A 23,684-nucleotide genomic window follows, 5' to 3' on the forward strand; every position below is an offset into this window, starting at 1 on the left:
GGCTCAAATCCGAACGCTTCATAAAGGTTTGTTTGTTGAGAACGCTGAGAACGTGGTGCTCATTGGTGGGCCAGGAACAGGCAAGACGCATTTAGCGACAGCTATTGGTGTTCAAGCCATCATGCACATGCAACGGCGGGTGAGGTTCTTCTCGACGGCGGAGTTGGTGAATGCGCTGGAGATGGAAAAGGGCGCTGGCAAGCATGGGCAAATAGCCAACCGTTTAGGGATGGTTGATTTGGTGATCTTGGATGAGCTGGGGTATTTGCCGTTCAGCCAAGCTGGTGGGGCGTTGCTATTTCATTTGCTGAGTCGTTTGTACGAGCGCACCAGCGTGATCATCACGACGAACTTGAGCTTCTCGGAGTGGTCAGCGGTATTTGGTGACCCGAAGATGACGACAGCACTGTTGGACCGGTTAACGCATCACTGCCACATCGTTGAGACGGGAAACGAAAGCTACCGGTTCAGGAACAGTTCGACTCAAAGCAACAAGGAGGGAAAACAGAGAAAATCAAAACAGGAGCTCTAAAAAGCTTAAATCGGGTGGGTCAATATTCGATGCAAATCCTGGGTCAGATTTGGATGCAATTCAACAACGCAGAAGAATTGACCGTGCAATCAATGAAATGCATGAATTCTTGACATCCATTGAGGGTGAATTCGCTGGCGAAGAATTCGAGGTGCCACCTCTGAAGGTGAATCCTGCGGCAATCGAAGGACGGCTTGCATTCCTTGAATCAATGAGAAAGAAGCCTTCATCTGGTGAAGACTGACCTTTGATTTTTGATAGCAAAGGAAAGGATTTATGCCAAGTAAACAGCAACGACGTAACTGGAAAAGTTACGGTGACTTGATAAAGTCAGAAAGAAGAAAAACTAAAAAAGGAACTTACTGTGTGCTTTGCGGTGAATTCATTCCTAAAGGAATGTTGCTAAGTCACAAAGAGTTGGTCCACAACGAGAAAAAGATAACGGAATCACCTGCTGTAGATAAAAACTCATCGACATGGGTGTCGGTTGTAGGTGGTGGACTTCCCTCCTTAGGGAAGAAACGCTAAGCAAGCTAAGCAAGCATCTCAACTCAGGACGCAACTGTCCATTTGTCCTTATTTGAGCTTCAGGTCATATGCTGGGTAATGAGGTTAACTGCGTTAACCTGTTGATTTCGTTTCGTTCCTGAAAGTTCGCTTTGCTCATTTCAGTCACTTCACTCATCAACTAATTTTTAAAAGATTATTAGAAGAATCGGAGTGAAACGACGACTAGGGATTCATACAGATTCTTTAGACACACTTCGCCTTAAGCAGGCGAAGTGAATGTGTTTTATGTTTCATACGAGTTCCCCGAAACACTCTAGCGTTAGGACTACATGTTCTTAGAACAAGCGTAGGCTGTCACCCGTTACCTACTCATCCAGTCTTCATTGCGACGGCGGTTTACATTTCAAAAGCAGACTTGATATGTAAACGTGTGGGTCTTGCCCACGTCGTTTTGCCTTTAAAAATTTTTAGATGTAGTTGTGCCATGATCAGAGAGCCTTAATGATTTAAGTTCACATACTCCGCAGAATAATGAACTCGCTTTTTTAATAAAACAGCAAAACCACGGCATTTGTGATCGTCGTCCCCATTCGGGATAGTTGCTTGAGTGCGTATGTGCAGCGGATACGTCTTCTGTTTTCACACCCCGAGGGCTGGTTGTCTGTTAATCATTGACTTACTGCGTCGATGATTCACGTATGTTAGGCACCCGAATTTAGACTAGTGCTTGTCGTTAACTGCATGATATTTGTGGGACTTTCACCCACGTGTTTTTCTGAGCCATGAAGTGCTTCAAATTGGGTTGCAACAGTTAAGAACTGGCACCGCAGGAAATGTATAAGTTGCTAAAAACTTATATATATCAACGGTTTACGTATGACCCCGACTTTCCACCGTGTTTCTCAAGCAGTCGCACGTTGGTGATTTCCATCCCTCTGTCAACTGCCTTGCACATGTCATAGATCGTGAGCAACGCCACTTGCACAGCGGTGAGGGCTTCCATCTCCACGCCTGTTTGACCGACGGTCTCCACAGTGGCCGTGCACTGCACGCTGTGCGTGGTTTCGTCGATGGCAAATTCCACCGCCACGCGGGTGAGCGCGAGTGGATGGCACAAGGGAATCAAGTCGCTGGTTTTCTTGGCAGCTTGAATGCCTGCAATGCGGGCAATGCCCAACACATCGCCCTTCTTCGCGGTGCCGCTTTGAATTAGGCCCAACGTGGCGGGCAACATGACGATGCGGCCGGTGGCGACGCCCACGCGTTTGGTGTGGGCTTTGTCGGCCACGTCCACCATGTGGGCTTGGCCTTGCGCGTCAAAGTGTGTGAGTGTGGACATGCTGAAATTTACAACGGGTTAACATGAAAGCCGCATCATACGGTCCATGGCACACATGTTTTCTACCCTACCCCATCTGTTACGTCGCCTTGGCGTGTGGGGGGTGTGCGCGGCGATGTTGCTGCCAATGGCGCCTGCGCAGGCGCAACTCAACAATGGGCGCTTGCCAAACTTAGGGGATGGCGCCGAAGTGCCACTGGGTGTGGAGCGACGTTTGGGCGAGAGCATTGCCCGAGAAATTTACCGTGACCCAGACTATTTAGACGACCCCGTGCTGGGCGACTATTTGCAATCCATCTGGCAACCCTTGCTGGCTTCTGCGCGTCAGCGCGGCGAGCTGACGCCCGAGTTGGAGCAACAGTTTGCGTGGGAAGTGGCGCTGATTCGTGAGCGCAGCATCAACGCGTTTGCGCTGCCCGGTGGCTATTTGGGCGTGCACTTGGGCTTGATTTCAGCGGTCAGCAGTGCCGATGAATTGGCCTCGGTGTTGGCGCATGAGTTGAGCCACGTCACGCAACGCCACATTGCACGCATGATTGCGCAGCAGGGGCGTCAAGGCCCTATGGTGATGGGCGCCATGATTTTGGGCATGCTGGCTGCGAGCCGCACTGCCAACGCCAGCAGCATGAGTGCGGCGAATGCGGTGATGGTGGGCGGCCAAGCCGCGGCCATACAAAGCCAGTTGAACTTTTCGCGCGACATGGAGCGCGAGGCGGACCGCGTTGGCTACGGCGTGATGACCGAAGCCGGCTACGAGCCACAAGGTTTTGTCACCATGTTTGAAAAGCTGCAACAGGCCGCGCGTTTGAACGACAACGGTTCATTCCCTTACCTGCGCAGTCACCCGATGACGACCGAGCGTATTTCAGATGCGCAAGCGCGTCAGCAGTTGCTGCCCATGCGTGGCGCTGTGCCCACCACGTCGATGCACGCGATGATGGCTGCGCGTGCGCAGGTGTTGGCCAATCCAGGCATTGATGTCCTGCGCACCATCACCGCGCAAGCCAACGTAACGACTTTGGCGGCAGCGACGAAAGCCAAACAAGCAGGCATGCTGTACGGCGCTGCGATGGCCGAGATGAAGCAACGCAACTTTGGCGAAGCGCGTCAGTACCTGGGGCGCTTGCAAGCCTTAGGTAGCTTGGAGGTGAGCGCCCAACGTGTGGTGCGTTTGTTGGCTGCCGAGTTGGCTTTGGCGACCGGTGACGCCGCGCAAGCGGTGGCCTTGTTAGAGACCAAAGCCACGGTGATTGCGAACAACGACCGAGCTACACGCATTCAACTGGCCCAAAGCCGAGTGGCCACTCGCAAACCTACACAAGGCAAAGCCGCAGCAAGTGATTTGTCGGTGTGGCTCAACCAGCACCCACGCGACGCCACGGCTTGGTTGGTGCAAGCATCGGCGCATGAGTTGCAAGGTGACGGCTTGCGTGCCATTCGCGCGCATGCAGAGGCCCGCGCTATGGAGTTGGATTACGGTGCGGCGGTAGACCGTTTCAAAGCGGCCCAATTGCTGGCGCACCAAATAGCAGGTGAGGGAAAGCTAGACCGGGCGGGTCACATGGAGGCGTCCATCATTGACGCTCGTTTGCGCGAGTTAGAGCGGTTGCGGCGGGAACAAGCGCTCGAGCGCGGCATCAATTAACACGCCAAACGCCGAGTAAATCAGCGAGCCCAGCAGGGCTGAGCCAAAGCCGCGGACCCAAAAACCTTCCAGCAAACCAGCGGCGGCCCAAAACATCAAGGCGTTGATGACAAACATGAACAAGCCCAGCGTGAAAAACGTCACCGGCAATGTCAGCACGACCAAAGCCGGTCGCACGATGAGGTTAAAAATACCCATGACCAAAGCGGCTGCCATGGCCGCGCCAAAGCCCGTGACTTCAACGCCGCTGTAAAGATGTGCCAATGCCATCAAGGCGGTTGCGTGCAGTACCCAAGTTAAAAGTAGTTTCATTGCTCGGTCAGCATAGCATTGCCGCTATCATCCACACCCCGACTTCCCCCCTGCTTTTTAGGTAACAAACTCTAACGCGATGGCTGGCATTCACATCACCGACATTGAGGCGGCCATCAACTATTGGCGCGAACAAAAGCCATCGCCCGACGGCGTCACACTCGCGCCCGAAATCCGTGCGCTGGCCGAGGTGTATGCGCTGATGATTTATTACCACCACGAAGAAGCAGCTGAAAAAGGTTTCCCCAAAAAGGCCTACGACGCATGGCTAGGTTGGTACAACACCACCCCCGATGCGCCTTGCATTGCAATTTGCTCCACCAGCCAAGGCGACGAAGAGTGCAAGGGCTGCGGTCGCACCTTTGAAGAAGTGCAGTACTGGCCAGAAATGTCGCCGGGCGAGAAGCGCAGCACATGGCGACGCATCACCATGATTGGCACGTCTTGGCGCTTTAACAAATACGCCGAGCGTGCCCAGGCTGACTAGGCGTTACTTCCAGCGTTCGCACTCAATGTCAACGGTAGTCTTGCCGTTGCTCATCATCACCACACCTTCTTGAATGGTCGCTTGCAGCTGCATGCTGCGCTCGGCCAGTTTGGCCAAGTCTTGTGAGGCGCTGCTAGGAATGCGCCACACCTGCAGAGACGTGGGCTTGATGAGTTTGTTTTGCATGTTCTTCCACCAGACATCGCCTGAGCTAGAGAATACATACAACATCACTTGGTCAGCCTTGCTACATGCTTTGAGCAATGGCTTTTCTTCGGGCTGACCCACTTCAATCCACAGTCGTTTGCGGCCCGTGAAATCGGTCAGCATCACATCGGGTTCGTCGGGGTTCGACAGACCAGCGCCAAACGCCAGTACGCCGTCGCCGTTGCACACGTCTTGTAGCAAATGCGCTTGCAATGAGAGCGCGACCAAGCGCACCATCATGCGTTCGTCGGTTTCGCTTGGGTGACGCGCCAGGGTCAGTGCGTGGTCTGCGTAGTAGCTGTGGTCAATGTCAGCGATCTGAACGTTCGCTTTGAAGATGGTGGATTTGATCGCCATCTGTTTAAACGCGACGCGCCAGTTCGGCGGCTTTGCCCACGTAGCTGCCGGGCGTCATCGCCAGCAAGCGGTCTTTGTCGGCTTGAGGGATTTGTAACGAGGCAATCAAACCATGCAGCGCTTCTGCAGTGACGGTTTTGCCGCGCGTGACTTCTTTGAGCTGTTCGTAAGCACCTTGCACACCGTAGCGGCGCATGACGGTTTGGATGGGCTCGGCCAACACTTCCCATGCGGCGTCGAGGTCGGCAGCCAAGGCTTCTTCGTTGAGCTCGAGTTTGTTCAAGCCCACCATCATCGATTGATACGCCAGCGCGGTGTAGCCCAAAGCCACGCCCATGTTGCGCAACACGGTGGAGTCGGTCAGGTCACGCTGCCATCGGCTGATGGGTAGCTTTTCGCTCAGGTGTTTGAGCACGGCGTTGGCCAAACCTAAATTGCCTTCTGCGTTTTCAAAGTCAATCGGGTTGACTTTGTGTGGCATCGTGGACGAGCCAATCTCGCCAGCTTTCAGGCGTTGTTTGAAATAACCCAAAGACACATAGCCCCATACGTCGCGTGACCAGTCGATCAGGATGGTGTTGGCGCGCGCCACGGCATCAAACAACTCAGCCATGTAGTCGTGGTGTTCGATTTGAATGCTGTAGGGCTGGAAGGTCAGGCCCAAACCCAAAGGCGCTGGCGTTTCAACCACTTTGCGGCTGAAGGCTTCCCAGTCAAAGTCGGGCCAAGCGCTCATGTGCGCGTTGTAGTTGCCCACTGCACCGTTCATTTTGGCCATGATGTGCACGCCTGCAATGCGCTCGCGCACTTGTTTCAAGCGCACCACCACGTTGGCCACTTCTTTGCCCACGGTGGTGGGGCTGGCGGTTTGGCCGTGGGTGCGGCTGAGCATGGGCACGTCGGCAAACGCGTGGGCCATCTCGCGCAACTTGGCGATCAAGCCATCGAGGCCAGGCAAGATGACCTCATCGCGGCCCGCCTGCAATTGCAGCGCGTGGCTGGTGTTGTTGATGTCTTCGCTGGTGCAAGCAAAGTGCACAAACTCAGCAGCAGCTTCGAGTTCGGCATGGCCTTTGAATTTTTTCTTAATCCAATACTCCACGGCCTTCACGTCGTGGTTGGTGACCTTCTCTTCGTCTTTGATGGCCAGCGCGTCTTCGGTGCTGAAGTGGGTGACCAAACCGATCAAATACTCGCGCGAGGCGGCGCTCAAAGGTTTGAATTCGGCAAAGCCCGCATCGCTCAAGGCGATGAACCATGCAATCTCCACTTGCACGCGACGGTGCATATAACCTTGCTCGCTCATCAAGGGGCGCAGAGCGGCGACTTTGCCAGCGTAGCGGCCATCGAGAGGTGACAGGGCGGTGACTTGGGAAATGGCTTGGGAAGTGTGGTTTGTATTGCTCATCCTGCAATTTTAGGTGCTGGGCCCAAGTGCCATGTATACGCCAAGCTCGCTAAACTACAGCATCAACAAATCGATGTGAAACGTATGAAACTGATTGGTGCAATTACCAGCCCCTATGTGCGCAAAGTGCGCATCGTCATGGCCGAGAAAAAACTGGATTACCAGTTTGTGACGGAGGACGTTTGGGCCGCCGACACCACGATTTCCGCCGCCAATCCTTTGGGAAAGGTGCCTTGCCTTGTCATGGAAGGTGGCGAGGCCTTGTTTGACTCGCGCGTCATTGTGGAATACGTGGACACCTTGTCGCCCGTGGGCAAGCTCATCCCAGACCGTGGCCGCGAGCGCGCCGAAGTGAAAACTTGGGAAGCCTTGGCCGATGGCCTGTTGGACGCGGCGATCTTGGCCCGCTTAGAAGCGACTTGGTCAGGCCGCAAAGATGGCGAACGCAGCCAAGCGTGGATTGAGCGCCAAATGAAAAAGATTGACGACAGCTTGGTGGCAATGCATCGTGGTTTGGCCGAGCGCAGCAATTGCGTGGGCATCCATCTGAGTTTGGCAGACATTGCCGTTGGCTCCGCCTTGGGTTATTTGGATTTCCGTTTTCCGCAGCTGGATTGGCGTGCGCAGCACCCCAACCTAGAGGCTTTGTACGAACGCTTGGCGCAACGCCAAAGCTTCAAAGACACGGCGCCGGTTTAACTGTTCGCACGTTTTTTGAGCCAACGCATCAAGCTGCCCACCACGGGCAGTTTTTCGTACAACTCTTCAGCTGCATCCCAATAGTCGCGGTGCACGGCCACGCGCCATGCGCCCGCTTCTTCACGCAGCACAAAGTGCGTGGCGCCATGAATGGTTTGTGTCGCGCCGTTGTGCAGGCGAGGCATGGCAAACAAAAAATCCCACGTCACAAAACACTGTGCGCCTTGTTGCACTTGCTGGGTGATGACAAAGCGGGGCGCATCTAAGGCCTCAAACATGTGGGCAAAGATGCCTTCAATAGCGGGCAAGCCTTGCACCTCATTGAATGGGTCCTTGAACTGCGCATCGTGTGTGTAAATGCTGGCCATGTGGGCCACATCCGACGCTTGCAGGTGTTCAAAAAATTGCACCACGCGTTGCAACGCGGCTTCTGGGCTGTCTTGCATCACATGCCCGTGCCGCGGCGAACCAAGGCGAAATACCAGCGGTAGGGCAGCATGCGCAACAGCAACAACATGCGCGTGAACCGCTTGGGAAAGTGAATTTGAAATTCACCCTTGCGCCACCCTTTGAGAATTTCTTGTGCAGCTTTTGTGCTGCTGATGAGCGCGGGCATGGGGAAATCATTGCCTGCCACCAGCGGTGTTTCCACAAAGCCTGGGTTGATCACGCTCACGCCAATGCCGTGCGGCGACACGTCGTAATACAAGGCCTCAGCCAAGTTGATGAGTGCCGCCTTGGTGGGGCCGTACGCCAAACTTTGCGGCAAACCGCGAAACCCTGCCACGCTAGAAATAAAACTGATGTGACCACGTTGCTGCGGCAGCAACTCCGGTAACACGGCGTCCAGCACACGCAGTGCGCCGGTGTAATTGATGTCGAGGTGGCGCAGCATTTCAGACAGCGAGTAGTCGCTGGCGCGAACGGGCACGTAGTAGCCTGCGCAATACATCACCACGTCTAAGCCTTGCTGGGCTTGCACATATTTGGCAGCTTGGGTGATGGCCGTTGCATCGCTCACGTCCAACACCACAGCTTGGGCACCTGGATGTGCGTCGACAAACTGTTGCAGCAAGTCAGCTTTGCGAGCCGACACCACCACCTTGGCTCCCGCCGCATGTAATGCTTTGGCCGTGGCCAAACCGATGCCGCTGGAAGCGCCAATGAGCCAGACGCTGCGGCCGTGCCAATCGGTGATGGGCGTATTGAGAGGTTTTAAAAAGTTCATAACTCGGCTCTGTGTGAAAAGACGGGCGTGCGCATCAAAGCTGTGCACCTGCCAAAAGTTGTTGGCGCAGTTGGCGTTGCGAGGTTTCGGGTGCCAGCCAAATACCGAAAAAGCGTTGTGCCAGTTCGGTGTCTGTCACCTCACCCAAAGCACGGTCTTGATGCCACAGCTGCATGCCTTTGTCGGGTGCGTACACACCTGTGATGCGTTCGCCGTTGCGCACATTTGGAATGAGCGTTTGAAGCACGCCTGCCCAGTTTTGTTTTTGGTTGGTGGTCAACGCGCGCTGGCCTTGCATCTCATCTATCGAGCGTTGAGCAATGTCCGTGCCCTTGAAGTCACGCAAGTAGCGTAGCTCTAGCATCAGGGTTTGTTTGGCCCAGTCTTCAGGGGCAAATGCGGCGCTGGCCCACAGACTGGCGTCATACACCTCAAAGCCCCAATAGGTGAAGCGGTGTTGTCCAATCAGACGTGGCGTGCCACGCAGCAAGGTGCGTACAAAACCAGGGGCCGCTGCTGACGTGTTGGCGTGCGCCTCCACGGCCAGGCCCCCTGCACCGCTGACCAACGCGGCATGCATCACATAGGTCAAGGCGGTGCGACGTGTGGTCATGGTTTGACCAAGGTGAATTGCAACACGTCGGTGTTGTGCTGCTCAAACGCCGCCTCGCAGTAGGCGAGGTAAAACTCCCAAATGCGAACAAAGCGTTCATCAAAGCCGAGCTGCAACACCTGCGCTTTGTCCGCCATGAACTGGTGACGCCAGCGGCGCAATGTTTCGGCGTAGTCAAGTCCAAAGGCCAGCTCGTCGATTACCTTCAGGCCTGCGCGCTCGGCGTGCGCGCGGAACTCGCGCGGGCAGGGCAAGCAGCCACCGGGGAAGATGTATTGCTGAATGAAGTCGGTGCTTTTCACGTAGCGGTCAAACAGCGCGTCATCGATCACGATGGTTTGGACGCAAGCTTTGCCGCCCGACTTGAGCAAGCGCGCCACGCTCTCGAAATACGTGGGCCAATATTCTTGGCCAACCGCTTCCAGCATTTCGATGGAGCAAATGGCGTCATAAGGTCCGTCGTCAATGTCGCGGTAGTCTTGCAGGCGCAAGTTGCTGGTGCTTGCCAATCCTAGCTTTTGCATGCGTTGGTTGGCGAAGGCCAGTTGTTCATGGCTCAAGGTCACGCCACTCATGCGTGCGCCAAATTCTTTTCCACCCAACTCGGCCAGAGCGCCCCAGCCGCAGCCGATTTCTAGAATGCGGTCGCCCGCTTTGGCGTCGACCATGCGCAGGGCGCGGCGCACTTTGGCGGTTTGTGCTTCGGCCATGGGTTTGGCACGGTCGTTGTCAAACCAAGCCGATGAGTAGTTCATGGTGGGGTCTAGCCACAGCTCGTAAAACGCGTTGCCCAAGTCGTAATGCGCGTGGATGTTTTTCTTGCTGTTGCTGCGCGTGTTGCGATGCAACAGGTGGCGCACGCGGTAAAACAAGCGCCCTAGCCAGCTGCCAAAAATTAGCGCGTCCATGTCACGGCGGTTGGCCACCAAGAGTTGCAACAGTTCAGACAAATTGTTGGTGGTCCACTCGCCCGCGATGTAGCTTTCGGCAAAGCCAATGTCGCCTGATTTCAAGGCTTGCGTGAGCGGCGCATAGCTGTGCAAATGCAAGGTGGCGTTGAGAGCAGGGCCAGAGGCAGGTGTTGCGCCGTATTGCGCCACACTGCCATCGGGCCATTGCACATGCAAGGTGCCGTGTTGCAAACGTTGCAGCAAGCTCAACACGCGTCGCGCAGCAGCGGGCATGTCTTGTGGGGCAGAGCGGACGGGGGCCGAGGTCGTGGAGGTGGTCATGGCTGGGCTGTGAATCGGTTCAACGGGTTACAAAATCTTTGGGCGGCGTGGGCTTGGTAAAAAACGGCACACGCTTGCGCCACAACTTGAAGGCTTGCCAGTGGATGCGCAGCATCACCATCAAGGTCATCAGCGGGTAGCCCCACAGGGCGTGGCGCAACTCATCGCGGGTGATGGGCTTGAGGAGGCCGCTCACGCTGGTTTCAATCAATGGGCCTTGCGCATCGTCGTGGTCCACGCGTGCCACGGTGTGGTCGGCGGTGCGCATGAAGCGAAAGCGGTAGTCGCCCTGCACAGCACAAAACGGTGACACATGAAACACTTTGTCGGCACGTTGTTCGACACCGTATTGCGGACGGTCTAACAAGTAGCAATGACGTTCACCAAAGGTGTTGTTCACCTCCACCACGATGGCGCGTAGGGTGTTGTCGGCGGCGTGGCAATACCAAAAACTCACGGGCTTGAAGGTGTAGCCCAGCACGCGGGGGTAGCAATGCAGCCAGGTCTCGCCCGTGGCATCCAGAATGCCCGCGTCTTGCAGCAGTTCATCCAACCACGCCAATGCTCCCCCTGACTGAGCGCCGCGGCCATCGCCATGGTCGGTGTCGTGAAAGCTGATGGCCCCTGCGCGGTTGATGGGCAACACCGCATCGCCCGAGCTGCGCAGTGTGCGCATGGGCAGCATTAAAAAGAAGGTGCTGTAGTTGAACGCATGCACCTTGGGTCGCAAACGCGTGTGACGCACTTGGCCAAAGCCAATCATGGCTTTGGATATTTCACTGGCGGGTGAAGTCGGGCTGTGCGTCATGGGGTTCATGGTGCCAGGCTGGCCAATAAGTTCTGTGCGGCATCGCGCCCAGCTTTGAAGCCGTCTTCATGGAAGCCGTAGCCCATCCATGCGCCGGCGAACCACGTGTGTTGTTGGCCTTGCAGCTGTGGCATGTGGGCCTGCGCTTGAATGGCGGGCAAGTCAAACACGGGGTGGGCGTAAGCGTATTCGCCAATCACGAGTGCGGGATCAATCTCGCGAACAGGGTTGAGCGACACGATCACATCTTGGCTAAAAGGCAGTGGCTGCAGCAAGTTGAGCCAATAGTGCAAACACACACGGGTGGACTCGGTGCTGCTGTGCGCGGCACGCTCGTAGTTCCAGGCGGCCCATGCCAGTTTTGTCTGCGGCATCACCGAGGTGTCGGTGTGCAGCACCGCGCGGTTGGGGTGGTAGCGAATGGCACTGAGCGTGGCCTGTTCTTGTGCCGTGGGCTCGGCCAGCATGGCCAGTGATTGGTCGGCATGGGTGGCCAAAATCACTTGGTCAAATCGCTCATTGCGCCCGTGCGTCTGCACCGTCACGCTGTGCGCGTCGCGTTCAATTTTGAGCACGGGGGTGTTGAGGCGTTTGTCGGGAATACGCGCCAAAATCTTGTCGACATAGTGGCGTGCGCCGCCTGCCACCGTGTACCACTGGGGACGGTTGTTGACTTGAATCAGCCCGTGGTTGTGGCAAAACCGAATCATGGTGGCCACAGGAAACTTCAGCATTTGATCTGTCGGGCAGCTCCAGATGCAGCCCAACATCGGCAACAAATACCAGTCACGAAACGCATCGCTGAATTTGTGTGAGAACAAAAAGCCGCTCAGGGGTTGGGCCAGTTCGTGGTCTTGGTTGCGCTCGGCCAGCTCGGTGGCGAGGGTGTTGAAGCGCATCACATCGCGCAGCATGCGCAAGAAGCTGGGCTTGAACACATTGCTGCGTTGTGCAAACACGGTGTTGAGGTTGGCGCCGTTCCATTCCAAAGCGCCTTTGCCGTTCGCGTGCGGCACTTGCACCGAAAACGACATGTCTGATTTAACAGTCGTGACTTGCAGCTCTTCAAACAAGGCAATCAGCCCCGGATACGTGCGTTCGTTGTAGACCAAAAACCCCGTGTCTACGCCGTGTGTTTGTGTGCCCGTCGGCGTGGGCAATGTCACGTCGACGGTGTGTGTGTGGCCCCCGAAATAGTCGCTCGCTTCAAACAAAGTGATGTCGGCTGCCCCGTGCAAATGGTGGGCGGCCGACAGACCTGAAATACCTGAGCCCACAATGGCGATGCGTGGTTTCATGACGCAGGGCCCTTGACGATGGCCTGTTTTTCAGCGAGTTGTTTTTCGATTTCTTGGACGAAACTTTTATCTTGCGGGTTGGTCATGCTGCTGAAGCTTTTGATGGTTTTGCCGTCACGGCTGATGATGTACTTGTAGAAATTCCACTTGGGGGTGGTGCCCGTTTGCTCTGCCAACTGCTTGAACAAAGGCAAGGCACCCGCGCCCTTGACGGTGGTTTTCACAAACATGGGGAATTTCACGCCAAAGGTGTTTTCGCAGAAGTCTGCAATTTTGGCGTTGCTTTCGGGTTCTTGCGAAAAATCGTTGCTCGGAAACCCGAGCACTACCAACCCTTTGTCCTTGTATTTGGCGTGCAGAGCTTCTAGCCCTTTGTACTGCGACGTGAAGCCGCAAAAGCTGGCGGTGTTGACCACCACCACCACTTGACCGGCGTATTGGCACAGATTTTGTGGCTTTTCGTCTTGCAGGCGAGCCACCGTGTGCTGCAACACAGCTGGGCAAGTGGCTGCTGTGAAAGTGCCAGCGTCAGCTGCGCTGTGGGCGACGCCCATGCTGGCCATGAGGCAAACCACTATAAAAATGTTGCGTGGGTTCATTTCAAAGCCCTCCTAATTCGTACACAATCTTTGCGAAGTATTGCACTTCTGTCCAAGACAGATCCATTCTCCACGCTGACCACCGGGGGATTTCAACTTATGAATTCACGTGATGACCATTCGCAAATGACACTCTCCATCTCCGCTGTTGAGCGCGACACCGGGATTGGCAAAGACACACTCCGTGTATGGGAGCGTCGCTATGGCTTTCCCATCCCAGGGCGTGATGCTAACGGCGAGCGCACTTACCCCATGGCGCAAGTGGAAAAATTGCGTGTCATTAAACGTTTGATGGACCAAGGCCATCGCCCGGGCCGCATCGTGGCGCAGTCGATCGATGCTTTGCAGCACTTGAGCCGCGGCGAAGCCACTTTGCAAGCCAGTCGCGCGGTAGAAGCCGCCCACACCCGCCAAGACTTGGTGGCCTACATTGCCCTGTTGCAAACCCAAGACCATGAGGGCATGCGCCGCGAGTTGCTCAAAACCCTCTCTCAGCACGGCTTGCAATACTTTGTCACCGAGGTGGTGGCGCCACTCACGTTCATGGTGGGCGAGACATGGGCGCGCGGGGAACTGGCGGTGCATGAAGAACATTTGTTCACCGAGTGCGTCAGCAGCCTGATGCGCCAAGCCACTGTGGCAATCCCCAAGCCCGAAGGTGGCGGCGAGCCGGTTGTTTTGCTGACCACGTTCCCACAAGAGGCCCACGGTTTGGGTTTGTTGATGGTGGAGAGTTTGCTGACTTTGCAAGGCTGCCGTTGCGTGTCGTTGGGCACACAAACGCCGGTGCGCGACATCGCCCAAGCGGCAATTGCCCATGCCGCCGATGTGGTGGCTTTGAGTTTCAGCGTCAACATGAACCCCAACCATGTGGTCGACGGTTTGATGGAACTCAATCTGCTGTTGCCCGACTCGGTTGAGGTGTGGGTGGGCGGCGGTGCTTCGGCGTTGCGCCGCCGGCAGATTGAGCGCGTGCTGGTGCTGCACGACCTGCACTCAATTTCAGAAGCTGTGAGCCACTGGCATCGCCACAAAACCAGCTCTGAAAGCAAGGCCGACGGCTGGTCTTGAGGCTGCCCGTGTTCGGTCGGGTGCCGCCTAGAATTGGCGCACCATGACCGACACCACTTTGTTCCCTCCTGCTTTTTTATCCAAGTTGGCTTCGCGTCAAGACGCCGTGCAACGCGTGGCGGCCTTACGCACCCAAGGACCTGTGGTGTTCACCAACGGGGTGTTTGATGTGTTGCACCGAGGTCATGCCTCGTACTTGGCACAAGCCCGCAGCTTAGGTGGCAGTTTGGTGGTGGCTTTGAACAGCGATGCTTCTGCGCGTCGTTTGGGCAAAGGCCCAGACCGTCCGCTGAACAACGAGCTGGACCGCGCCGCCTTGATGGCTGCCTTGGAGTCGGTGAGCTTGGTCACGTGGTTTGACGAAGACACGCCTTTGGAGCTCATCACCGAGTTGCGTCCCGATGTGTTGGTCAAAGGTGGCGACTACGACATGAGCAAACTGGCCGAAACCCAAGTGGTCGAGGCTTACGGCGGTCGTGCCCAAGCCATTCCGTTTGTGGATGGTTACTCCACCACCGCTTTGGTGAAGAAGATTCGTCAAGGCTAATCAATCAAACACCGCGTGCCACAAAGACTGAATCGCCGCACATTCTTTTTCTAGTTCAGCCGTTGGCACTTGTGTGGGTTGCTCATCCAAACGCGCACGGTGTTGCACACGACGCAATTCTCGGTAAGCGCTGCCTGCCGCTTCACCCACACCAGCGGGCAACAAGCCTGCTTTTTCAGCACTGAGCAGCAAGGCAATGTTGCCCACGTTGGCGAGCAATTCGAGGTGTTGTTGCGCATGGGCGAGCACCAAGTACTGCACGGCAAATTCCACATCCACCATGCCGCCCGCGCTGTGTTTGACGTCAAACAAATCAGGCTTGACGGGATGGGCTGTGCGCATTTTGTCGCGCATGGTCACGATTTCTTGACGCAGTAAAACTGGGTCGCGCTTGGCGTTGATGACGCTGGCGCGCACTGCGTCAAAGCGTGCTTGCAGCTCGGGCGCACCTTGGCAGAATCGCGCACGCGTCATGGCTTGGTGCTCCCAGGTCCACGCGGTGTTGTCGCCGCGTTGGCCCTGGTAGTCGGCATAGGCCTCAAAGGTGGACACCAGCAGACCTGAGTTGCCGTTGGGTCGCAGGGCGGTGTCGATTTCGTACAAGTCGCCTTCGCCTGTTTTGACGGTCAACCAGTTGATGAGTTTGCGCACATACGACGCGTAAATTTCGCCCGCCCGCTCGTGCTCGTCTTCATACACAAACACGATGTCCAAGTCACTGCCGTAGCCCAGCTCTTTGCCGCCGAGCTTGCCGTAGGCGAGGATGGCAAATTGTGGTTCGTCGCGATGGCGTTGCTTGAAGTGTTGCCACACCCAACGACTGGTGATTTTCAATACCGCATCGGCCAATGCGCTCAGGTCGTCGGCCACTTGTTCGACGGTGATGCGGCCTTCCACGTCACGCGCCAAAGTGCGGAACACTTCGGCATGGTGGGCGCGGCGCAGCAAGTTGAGCAGGGTTTCCTCGTCGGCTTGTCCGGTGGCTTGCAGCGAGCCCAAGCGACGCTCTAACTCTTGCTCAAACTCAGCCGGCACAAAGCGTTCGGCCAACAAGGCTTCACCTGCCAACTCATCAATCACGCCGGGATGTTGTTGCAAATACTTGGCTGGCCAACGCGCAAGCCCCAGCAATCGCATGAGTTGCTCATGCACACGTGGACGTTCGATCAACAGAGCCAAATAGCTTTCGCGGCGCAGCAGCGGCTCCATCCAATCGCTCCAACGTATGGCGGCTTCTTCGGTCACACGACCATCGTCAATCCACGCGTTGGTGCGCTGCAAGAGTTTGAGCAAACGTTGCACGCCGTCATCACGCAGCGCGCGCATGCGTGGCTGCTCAGACCAATGGCTCACGCGCTCACGCAAACGAGGGTTCAAGTCAGGCAGCAAAGACGCCAAATCCACGTAATCGTTTTTAGGCGTGCAGCCTTTGCATTCGCCGTTGCCGTTGGATTCGGTTTTTTCGCCCAAGCCCAACAAGCGGTCAAACTCTTGCGCCACCAATTCGCGGTGGCTGTCGAGTTGTGCCAGGAAGTCGCACACATCACCAAAGCCCAAGGTCAACGCAATCCAATTCAGGTCTTCGTCGTGGGTGGGCAGTGCATGGGTTTGTTGGTCGTCCAAGTATTGAATGCGGTGTTCGACTTGGCGCAAAAACACATAGGCTTTGGCCAGCGCATCGGCGGTGGCGGCGGGCATGAGGTTAGCCTGGCTCAGGCGCTGCAAGGCTTGCAGCGTGGGGCGTGTGCGCAGCTCAGGGAAATGGCCGCCGCGCACCACTTGCAGCAGCTGCACGGTGAATTCAATTTCTCGAATGCCGCCGCGTGCAAGCTTCACATCGTTGGCGCGCTCAGGCCGTCCTGCGCTGCGTGAGACCGAGTGCTTGCGAATTTGCTGGTGCAGTCCGCGTAACGACTCAAACACGCTGTAGTCCAAATAGCGACGGAACACAAAGGGCAGCACGGTGTCGCGCAGCTCAAACGCATTGGCTTTGGCGCTGAAGGGGGCGACCACGCGGCTCTTTAGCCAGGCAAAGCGTTCCCACTCGCGCCCTTGCACCAAGAAATATTCTTCCAGCGATTGGCGCGACACCACGCTTGGCCCCGAGTTGCCGTTGGGGCGCAAGGCCAAGTCCATGCGAAACACAAAGCCGTGTTCGGTGGTGTCACCAATCAAGGTGTAAATCAGTTTGACGGCTTTGGCAAAGTAGTCGTGGTTGCTGATGCGTCCGCGGCCATCGGGCAAGCCGGTGGTTTCACCGTCTTCGTCGTACACATAAATCAGGTCGATGTCGCTGGACACATTGAGTTCACGTGCGCCAAATTTGCCCATGCCGATGATCCACAAAGTGGCGCGCTCGCCGCTGGGGGTGGTGGGCATGCCGTAGTTGCCATCGAGTTGGGCTTGTGCTTCTTGGAAGGCCATGTTGAGCGTGAACTCGCCCAATTCGGTCACGGCGCAGGTGATGGTGTCTAGGTTGGCGTTCTGCTCACAGTCCAGCACCACCAAACGTTCCATCACCAGCTGGCGCAGCATGCGCAGGCTATCGCTGCAGCTGTGGGTTTGGCGCAGTGCCTCAAAACAGGTCTGCATCGTTGCCAAGACAGGCGCCCCCTGCGGCAGCAAATGCAGCGCATTGGCATAGCGGCGGCGTAATCGTTGAACGAAGCGCGAATAAGTACTCAAGTTTTCCATAGGGCAGGGGATAATTCCCGTCATATTGCTCGTACCGTGAAACAGTTGTCTGACGCCGTGAATGCCACCCCCGAAAATTTGATGCTTGATTTGCAAACCAAGTCAGGCTGGCGACGTGCGCTCAACTGGGCTTTGGGTTTGGTGGTGTTCACGTGGGTGGCTGTGCTGATGGCTTGGAGCGCTCTGCACATTTTCATTGTGCCGCGAATCAGCGATTACCGTGAGGTGCTGCAACAACAAGCCTCACGTGCATTGGGCATTCGTGTGGAAATCGGCCATGTCAGTGCCCAAGGCGGCTGGTTGGTGCCATGGTTTGAAGCCAATGACATTGTGTTGTTTGACCGTGAAGGGCGTGACGCCTTGCGCTTGCCGCGCGTGATTGCAGCGGTGTCGCCACTCTCGGTGCTGTTCGGTCAGTTTGAGCAACTGGACATCGAGCAACCCGAATTAGAAATTCGTCGTGATGCGCAAGGCCATGTGTGGGTTGCTGGTTTGGACACCAGTGCGGCGGGTGATGGCCGCGGCGCAGATTGGTTCTTTTCACAACCCGCGTTTATGGTGCGTCAAGGCGCGGTGCATTGGCGTGATGAAAGCCGTCCAGCAAAAGCGCAAACGAGCGCACCGGTGCTGTCGCTTCAAGGTTTGGATGTCTCGGTGAAAAACCAGTGGTTTCAGCACGAGCTGAGGGTAGATGCCACCCCGCCCGAGGCCTTTGGCCAGCGCCTGTCTGTGCGTGGCAAGTTTTTCCAATTGCCTTGGCAGCGCGCGGGCGATACCGCGCAATGGTCGGGTGAGTTGTTTGCCGACTTGCCTTATGTCGATCTTGCGGCCTTGCGCCAATGGGTGGCGATGGACAAAGGTTTGTCTTTGCAAGAAGGCCGTGGTGCCGTGCGTGTGTGGACCGATGTGCAAAAAGGACAACCCATCGGTGTGACAGCAGATGTGGCGCTAGATGCTGTGGCTGCACGCTTGGGGGCAGATTTGTTGCCCTTGAGTTTGCGTCATATGCATGGTCGCGTGGGTGCACAGTGGCAAGACGGTGAAGTGGAAATCAGCAGTCAAGATTTGGTGTTCGACACCCAAGAGGGTGAACACTGGCCGGGTGGTGTGGTGCGTCTGAGCTGGCGCGGCGACACATTTGAATCTGGCACGTTCAGTGCAGACCGTTTGGATTTGGATGCTCTGGTGCAAATCAGCCAACGTGTGCCGTTGTCCGAACAGGTGCGTGACCTCTTGGCGCGTGCCCAACCGCAAGGTCAAGTCAACCAGCTCAAGGCCACATGGCAGACCAACGACGACGCTTCTCTTCAGTACAGCGCGCGCGGCCAAGTGCGTCAATTCTCTATGCAGCGCGATGCACTGCCCAACAGCCCATTGGCCCATGTGCCTGGCATGCAAGCCGCGCAACTGGAATTTGACGTGACGCAAAAAGGTGGCAAAGCCCGTGTGAGCATTCACAAAGGCAGCTTGACCTTGCCCCTCGGCTTAGATGAGCCGTACATCGCGCTGGAAGAAGCCTCGGCACAAATCGCTTGGCAGCTCAAAGGCGATGACGTGGCCGTGCAATTCACGCAGGGCCGCGTGGTGAACGACGACATGGCGGGTGAATTCAATGGCAATTGGAAAACAGGCGAAGGCGATGCGCGCTTACCCGGCGTGCTGGATTTGACGGCCTCGCTCAGCCGCGCCAAAGTGGCACACGTCCATCGCTATTTGCCCAACACCTTGCCCGCTGACGTGCGTGCCTATGTGCGTGATGCGGTCAAGACGGGAGACGCCAGCCATGTGACCCTGCGCTTGCGCGGCAACTTGAACGACATGCCGTTTGACAACCCCAAGCTGGGTGAGTTCCGCGTTGTTGCGCAAGTGGCACAAGCTAAATATGCCTACGTGCCACCGGAGCCACCTAAGCCTAAAACTGCGCCACGTCCTGCATGGCCTGCCCTGACAGAGCTCAATGGCGAGTTGGTGTTTGACCGATCTGCGTTGCATTTCAAAGGACGTACACAGTTGGCGGGTGCCCCAGATGTGACTTGGCAAAAAGTGGAAGCGCACATCCCTCAGTTGGCACAACCTGTGGTGAGCGTGACGGGCGAAGCGCGCGGGCCTGTGGCACAGGTGCTGGATGTGATTGCCAAATCTGCCCTCAACGACTTGACGGGCACCGTGCTGAACAAAAGCCAAGCCACGGGCGATGCAAATTTCAAATTGGCACTGAGCTTGCCCATCGACAAGCTAGAGACGTCTAAGGTTCAGGGCAGCGTGGTGTTTGCCGACAATGCTTTGCAAATTATTCCTGGTACGCCTGTGCTCAACCGCACACGCGGTACCTTGCAGTTCAGCGAACAAGGGTTTCAGCTCAAGGCGATGCAGGCCCAGTTGTTGGGCGGCGATGCGGTGTTAGATGGCGGGTTGTCATTTGTGGTGGGTGATGGCGAATCACCTTTGCAACTCAAAATTCATGGCGACCTGACCGCTGAGGGTTTGCAGCGTGCCCGTGAGCTTGGCTTTGTTTCTCGGTTGGCACAACGCGCATCTGGCAAGTCAAGCTACACCGCCACTTTGGGTTTGCGCCGTGGTGAGCCCGAGCTGTTGATCAACAGTGATCTCAAGGGCATGGCCTTGAATTTGCCGGCGCCTTTGAATAAAACGTCGCAGGCGGTCATGCCTTTGCGCGTTGAGACGCAACTCACACGCGAATCGCTAGCAGCTAAATCACGCGTGTTGCAAGACCAAATCAAAGTCACCTTAGGCAGTGTGGTGTCGGTGAACTATGTGCGTGACCTCACTGGGTCACGACCCCGTGTGGTGCGTGGCGGCATTGCCGTGGGGCAGTCGGTGATGGATGCTGTGCCTATGCGTGACAACGCGGTCAGCCTCAATTTGCAACTGCCGGCTTTAGACCTGGATGCATGGAACACCACGCTCACACAACTCACCGGTGCGTCGCCGCTCAAACGCAAATCAACCGCCACCTCGGTCATTGGCAGCGAAGCCACAAGCGAAGGCGCTCAAGACTACATGCCCACATTTGCTGCGTTGTTGGCAGAACAAATCAAGGTCTCAGATCGGGTGATTCACAAAGTGGTGGTGGGAGGCACACGCCAAGGTGATTTGTGGCGCCTCAACATCAGCGCCGATGAATTAAATGGTTCCGCGGAAGTTCGTCCGCCCAATGGCAACGTGCCCGCGCAGTTGTATGTGCGTTTGGCGTATTTGAATATTCCGCCCAGCTCGGTGCCCGATGTGGAGCGTCTGTTGACTGAGCAGCCCAGCAGCATTCCTACGTTGGACATCGTGGTGAATGAGTTGACCTTGCGTGGCAAGAAACTGGGGCGCTTAGAAATTGATGCGGTGAATCGCGTGGGCGCAAATGCTGTGCGTGAATGGCGACTCAACAAATTCAATGTGATCTTGCCCGAGGCCACCTTGACGGCCAATGGCAACTGGGCCGCCGAGGGGCCACGCGTACGTCGCACCCAGTTCAATTTTGTGCTGGCCATCCGCGACAGCGGTGATTTGTTGACGCGTTTGGGGACGCCTGGCGCTATTCGTTATGGTGAGGGGCGTTTAGAAGGCCAAGTGTCTTGGCAAGGCTCGCCCATCACTTTGGATTACGCCAGCATGAGCGGCAAGATGAATTTGGCGATTGAAAAAGGTCAATTTTTAAAAACAGAACCAGGCGCTGCGCGCTTGCTGGGTGTGTTGAATTTGCAAGCCTTGCCGCGTCGTTTGACCTTGGACTTCAGCGATTTGTTCAGCGATGGATTTGCTTTCGACTTTGTACGCGGTGATGTGCGCATTGACCAAGGCGTGGCATTCACCAACAACTTGCAGATGAAGGGCGTGGTTGCTGGCGCTTTGATTGAAGGCAGCGCCGACCTGGTGCGCGAAACCCAAAAACTCAAAGTGGTGGTGGTGCCTGAAATCAATGCGGGAACGGCATCGCTTTATGTGGCCACCATCAACCCGTTGGTTGGATTGACCAGCTACTTGGCCCAGATGGTGTTGAGCAAACCTCTGGTGCGTGCAGGCACCAGTGAGTTTCAAGTGGATGGCACGTGGGCAGATCCCCGTGTGACCAAGGTGGATTGATGTTGTTGCCTGTGGGACCACAAGTACGTCGCTGGGTGCTGTGGGGGCTCTTGGTGGTGCTGGTGTTGTCCATGCTGAGCACTTTGGTGTGGCTGGCTGGGCGCTATGAGGTGAGCCAGGTGCAAAGCCGCTTAGAGCGCGACGCGGCAGATGCGGTGAGCGACATCCGCACCGCGCTCACCCGCAATGTGCAAAGCTTGCAAGCCTTGCAATACGCCGATCGCGCTGCCACGCCGTGGGAGCAAGATGCCCACACCTTGTTGCGTGAACATCGCGAGTGGTTGCGTTTAGAGCTGCGTGATGCGGACTTACGCGTGCTCAAAAGCATCGACACCCCGTTTCGGGCTCCCGTGTTCAACCGTTTTGGTCGCGCGGCCAATCAGCCTGAAGTGGTGCAAGCGTGTGGTGTGGCACGCCGCCAAAGCGGCCCCGGCTATGGCGCGAGCACCTATGTCCCACAAGCTGATGGCTTGGGCTTGGAAATCATGGATTTGTGCCTGCCGGTCATCACCGATGGCCAGCTCACGGGCTACACCATTGCCACCTATTCCTTGGGTGAGATCTTGGTCAACATGGTGGGGCCACAGCTCACGCGCAGCCAAGAGGTGTCATTCACAGAGTCAGATGGCACGCGTTTGGCCATGCACGGCACAGCACGTCGCGGCTCGCGCGTGTTCATTGCCAAGCAGCTGATTGATTTGCCGGGCCACACCATGGTGCTGCGCATGGACAGCTGGCGCGGTGCCCCTGATGTGTTTCCCAATGTCTTGACCGCGTTGGTCACGGCCATGGCGATTGCCTTGGTCACCGTGCTCATCATGTTGGCGCGTGACATGCGTCGCCGTCAACGCGTGGAGCTGGACTTGGCCGATGCGTTGGCCTTTCGCAAAGCCATGGAAGACTCCCTCGTCACCGGCTTGCGCGCCCGTGACAACCAAGGTCGCATCACCTATGTGAACCCCGCATTTTGCGAAATGGTGGGTTTCGAGGCCAAAGAGTTGATTGGCAAAAGCATTCCTGCACCTTATTGGCCACCCGAGATGGTGGACGAGTACGGCCAGCGCCAAGCCTTGCGTTTGGCGGGTAATGCGCCGCCGCGTGAGGGCGTGGAATCGGTCTTCATGCGCCAAAACGGTGAGCGTTTTGCCGTGATGATTTTTGAAGCCCCGCTGATCAACGCCTTAGGCGAACAAACCGGCTGGATGGGCGCGGTGTTGGACATCAGCGAGCAGCGTCGCGTGGAAGAAGTGTCGCGTGCCAGCCAAGAACGTTTGCAAGCCACCGCACGTTTGGCCACGGTGGGTGAGATGGCCTCGTTGTTGAGCCACGAGTTGAACCAACCGCTCGCTGCGATTTCAAGTTATGCCACCGGCAGCATGAACCTGTTGCAAGATGCCGCTGTGAAAGACCCGCAGTTGGCGGAGACCTTGGGCAGTGCCATCCAGCGCATTGGCCAGCAAGCTGAACGTGCCGGCAAGGTCATCAAGAGCGTGCACGACTTTGTGCGTCGCCGTGACCAAGCGCGCGAGGCAGTGAAGCCACGTGCCTTGCTCGATGACGTGATGCCCTTGGTGATTTTGCAAGCCCGCAAATTGGGTGTGCGTGTGGTGGTTCAATGCCCGACCGATTTGCCAACCGTGTTCTGCGATCGGACCATGGTCGAACAAGTGCTGTTGAATTTGTCGCGCAATGGCATGCAAGCCATGGCGGATGAAACGCCTAACAAAGTGCTCACACTCAGCGTACGTAGCGCTGCATCCAACGCAACCAGCCGTTGGTTGGAGTTTTCGGTGGCTGATATTGGCCAAGGCATTCCTGATGGCGTGTCAGAGAAATTGTTCACACCGTTTTTCACCACCAAAGAAGAAGGCATGGGCTTGGGTCTGAGTTTGTGTCGTACCGTGGTGGAACAACATGGTGGATTTTTGGGGCATCGCCCCAACACACCGCGCGGCACGGTGTTCAGTTTCACCCTGCCACAATCGTCCCCCGAGACCTGACAC

Annotated in this window: 22 protein-coding genes; 10 read left to right on the forward strand and 12 right to left on the reverse strand. The window is 56.5% G+C overall.

The features are described 5' to 3' along the window. The 3 genes from istB to C5F52_RS29765 all read left to right on the forward strand — a co-directional run. A partial coding sequence (gene istB / locus C5F52_RS21395; protein WP_104800394.1) for an IS21-like element helper ATPase IstB occupies positions 1-532 on the forward strand: 532 nt, incomplete at its 5' end. 49 nt (positions 533-581) lie between these two features. Then, entirely contained in the window at positions 582-776 is a 195-nt protein-coding gene (locus tag C5F52_RS29760; RefSeq protein WP_146100135.1) for a hypothetical protein, read from the forward strand. A 32-nt stretch (positions 777-808) separates the two neighbouring features. Continuing rightward, a complete protein-coding gene (locus C5F52_RS29765; RefSeq protein WP_146100136.1) occupies positions 809-1,060 on the forward strand; it encodes a hypothetical protein in 252 nt (83 codons plus the stop codon). A gap of 844 nt (positions 1,061-1,904) precedes the next feature. On the opposite strand, the gene moaC is transcribed toward C5F52_RS29765, so the two are convergent. After that, entirely contained in the window at positions 1,905-2,381 is a 477-nt protein-coding gene (gene moaC / locus C5F52_RS21400; RefSeq protein ID WP_104800395.1) for a cyclic pyranopterin monophosphate synthase MoaC, read from the reverse strand. A 46-nt stretch (positions 2,382-2,427) separates the two neighbouring features. On the opposite strand from moaC, the gene C5F52_RS21405 reads away from it, so the two are divergent. Beyond that, on the forward strand, positions 2,428-4,026 hold the full coding sequence (locus C5F52_RS21405) for a M48 family metalloprotease (RefSeq protein WP_369953706.1): 1,599 nt from the start codon (positions 2,428-2,430) through the stop codon (positions 4,024-4,026). On the opposite strand, the gene C5F52_RS21410 is transcribed toward C5F52_RS21405, so the two are convergent. Next, complete coding sequence (locus C5F52_RS21410) at positions 3,979-4,338, reverse strand: phage holin family protein (RefSeq protein WP_104800397.1); 360 nt, start codon at positions 4,336-4,338, stop codon at positions 3,979-3,981. The two genes, C5F52_RS21405 and C5F52_RS21410, sit on opposite strands and share 48 nt — an antisense overlap. 79 nt (positions 4,339-4,417) lie before the next feature. Here C5F52_RS21410 and C5F52_RS21415 point away from each other — a divergent pair, with 79 nt between their 5' ends. Further along, entirely contained in the window at positions 4,418-4,825 is a 408-nt protein-coding gene (locus C5F52_RS21415) for a DUF3717 domain-containing protein (protein WP_104800398.1), read from the forward strand. A 3-nt stretch (positions 4,826-4,828) separates the two neighbouring features. Here the strand turns inward: C5F52_RS21415 and C5F52_RS21420 are convergent, their stop codons facing one another. Next, positions 4,829-5,389, reverse strand: coding sequence for a YaeQ family protein (locus C5F52_RS21420; protein WP_104800399.1), 561 nt, complete (start codon positions 5,387-5,389; stop codon positions 4,829-4,831). 4 nt (positions 5,390-5,393) lie between these two features. Further along, positions 5,394-6,797 (reverse strand): adenylosuccinate lyase, encoded by a 1,404-nt coding sequence (gene purB, locus C5F52_RS21425; RefSeq protein ID WP_104800400.1) that lies wholly within the window; start codon positions 6,795-6,797, stop codon positions 5,394-5,396. Between the two features lie 84 nt (positions 6,798-6,881). Here purB and C5F52_RS21430 point away from each other — a divergent pair, with 84 nt between their 5' ends. After that, complete coding sequence (locus tag C5F52_RS21430; protein WP_104800401.1) at positions 6,882-7,496, forward strand: glutathione S-transferase N-terminal domain-containing protein; 615 nt, start codon at positions 6,882-6,884, stop codon at positions 7,494-7,496. Here C5F52_RS21430 and C5F52_RS21435 read toward each other — a convergent pair. Genes C5F52_RS21435 through C5F52_RS21465 form a run of 7 tightly spaced genes read right to left on the reverse strand, consistent with a single transcriptional unit; the run spans position 7,493 to position 13,274 of the window. Next, positions 7,493-7,942, reverse strand: a complete 450-nt coding sequence (locus C5F52_RS21435; RefSeq protein WP_104800402.1) for a nuclear transport factor 2 family protein — start codon at positions 7,940-7,942, stop codon at positions 7,493-7,495. The two genes, C5F52_RS21430 and C5F52_RS21435, sit on opposite strands and share 4 nt — an antisense overlap. Then, positions 7,942-8,724: an SDR family oxidoreductase gene (locus C5F52_RS21440; protein ID WP_104800403.1), complete on the reverse strand. Its 783-nt coding sequence runs from the start codon at positions 8,722-8,724 to the stop codon at positions 7,942-7,944. Before C5F52_RS21440 ends, C5F52_RS21435 begins: the two co-directional genes overlap by 1 nt. 34 nt (positions 8,725-8,758) lie before the next feature. After that, entirely contained in the window at positions 8,759-9,337 is a 579-nt protein-coding gene (locus C5F52_RS21445; protein WP_104800404.1) for a chalcone isomerase family protein, read from the reverse strand. After that, on the reverse strand, positions 9,334-10,569 hold the full coding sequence (locus C5F52_RS21450; RefSeq protein ID WP_104800405.1) for a cyclopropane-fatty-acyl-phospholipid synthase family protein: 1,236 nt from the start codon (positions 10,567-10,569) through the stop codon (positions 9,334-9,336). Before C5F52_RS21450 ends, C5F52_RS21445 begins: the two co-directional genes overlap by 4 nt. A gap of 19 nt (positions 10,570-10,588) precedes the next feature. Further along, positions 10,589-11,377, reverse strand: a complete 789-nt coding sequence (locus C5F52_RS21455; protein WP_104800561.1) for a DUF1365 domain-containing protein — start codon at positions 11,375-11,377, stop codon at positions 10,589-10,591. A 5-nt stretch (positions 11,378-11,382) separates the two neighbouring features. Beyond that, positions 11,383-12,675 carry an NAD(P)/FAD-dependent oxidoreductase gene (locus C5F52_RS21460; protein ID WP_104800406.1) on the reverse strand — a complete coding sequence of 431 codons (1,293 nt, stop codon included), beginning with the start codon at positions 12,673-12,675 and terminating at the stop codon, positions 11,383-11,385. Next, on the reverse strand, positions 12,672-13,274 hold the full coding sequence (locus C5F52_RS21465) for a glutathione peroxidase (RefSeq protein ID WP_104800407.1): 603 nt from the start codon (positions 13,272-13,274) through the stop codon (positions 12,672-12,674). Before C5F52_RS21465 ends, C5F52_RS21460 begins: the two co-directional genes overlap by 4 nt. A gap of 126 nt (positions 13,275-13,400) precedes the next feature. Here C5F52_RS21465 and C5F52_RS21470 point away from each other — a divergent pair, with 126 nt between their 5' ends. Both C5F52_RS21470 and rfaE2 read left to right on the forward strand, forming a co-directional pair. Next, a complete protein-coding gene (locus C5F52_RS21470; protein ID WP_236657958.1) occupies positions 13,401-14,345 on the forward strand; it encodes a MerR family transcriptional regulator in 945 nt (314 codons plus the stop codon). A gap of 43 nt (positions 14,346-14,388) precedes the next feature. Beyond that, positions 14,389-14,892 carry a D-glycero-beta-D-manno-heptose 1-phosphate adenylyltransferase gene (gene rfaE2, locus C5F52_RS21475; RefSeq protein ID WP_104800409.1) on the forward strand — a complete coding sequence of 168 codons (504 nt, stop codon included), beginning with the start codon at positions 14,389-14,391 and terminating at the stop codon, positions 14,890-14,892. Here the strand turns inward: rfaE2 and glnE are convergent, their stop codons facing one another. Next, on the reverse strand, positions 14,893-17,586 hold the full coding sequence (gene glnE / locus C5F52_RS21480) for a bifunctional [glutamate--ammonia ligase]-adenylyl-L-tyrosine phosphorylase/[glutamate--ammonia-ligase] adenylyltransferase (RefSeq protein ID WP_236657959.1): 2,694 nt from the start codon (positions 17,584-17,586) through the stop codon (positions 14,893-14,895). It abuts the gene before it with no gap. Positions 17,587-17,622: 36 nt separating this feature from the next. Between glnE and C5F52_RS21485 the strand changes: the two genes are divergently transcribed. Continuing rightward, the gene (locus C5F52_RS21485) at positions 17,623-21,681 is read left to right on the forward strand and encodes a YhdP family protein (RefSeq protein ID WP_104800411.1); all 4,059 of its coding nucleotides are present in this window, start codon (positions 17,623-17,625) and stop codon (positions 21,679-21,681) included. Continuing rightward, positions 21,681-23,681, forward strand: a complete 2,001-nt coding sequence (locus tag C5F52_RS21490) for a nitrogen regulation protein NR(II) (protein ID WP_104800412.1) — start codon at positions 21,681-21,683, stop codon at positions 23,679-23,681. The genes C5F52_RS21485 and C5F52_RS21490 overlap by 1 nt, the downstream gene beginning before the upstream one ends. Positions 23,682-23,684: the final 3 nt, after the last annotated feature.

Source organism: Limnohabitans sp. TS-CS-82 (assembly GCF_002943475.1).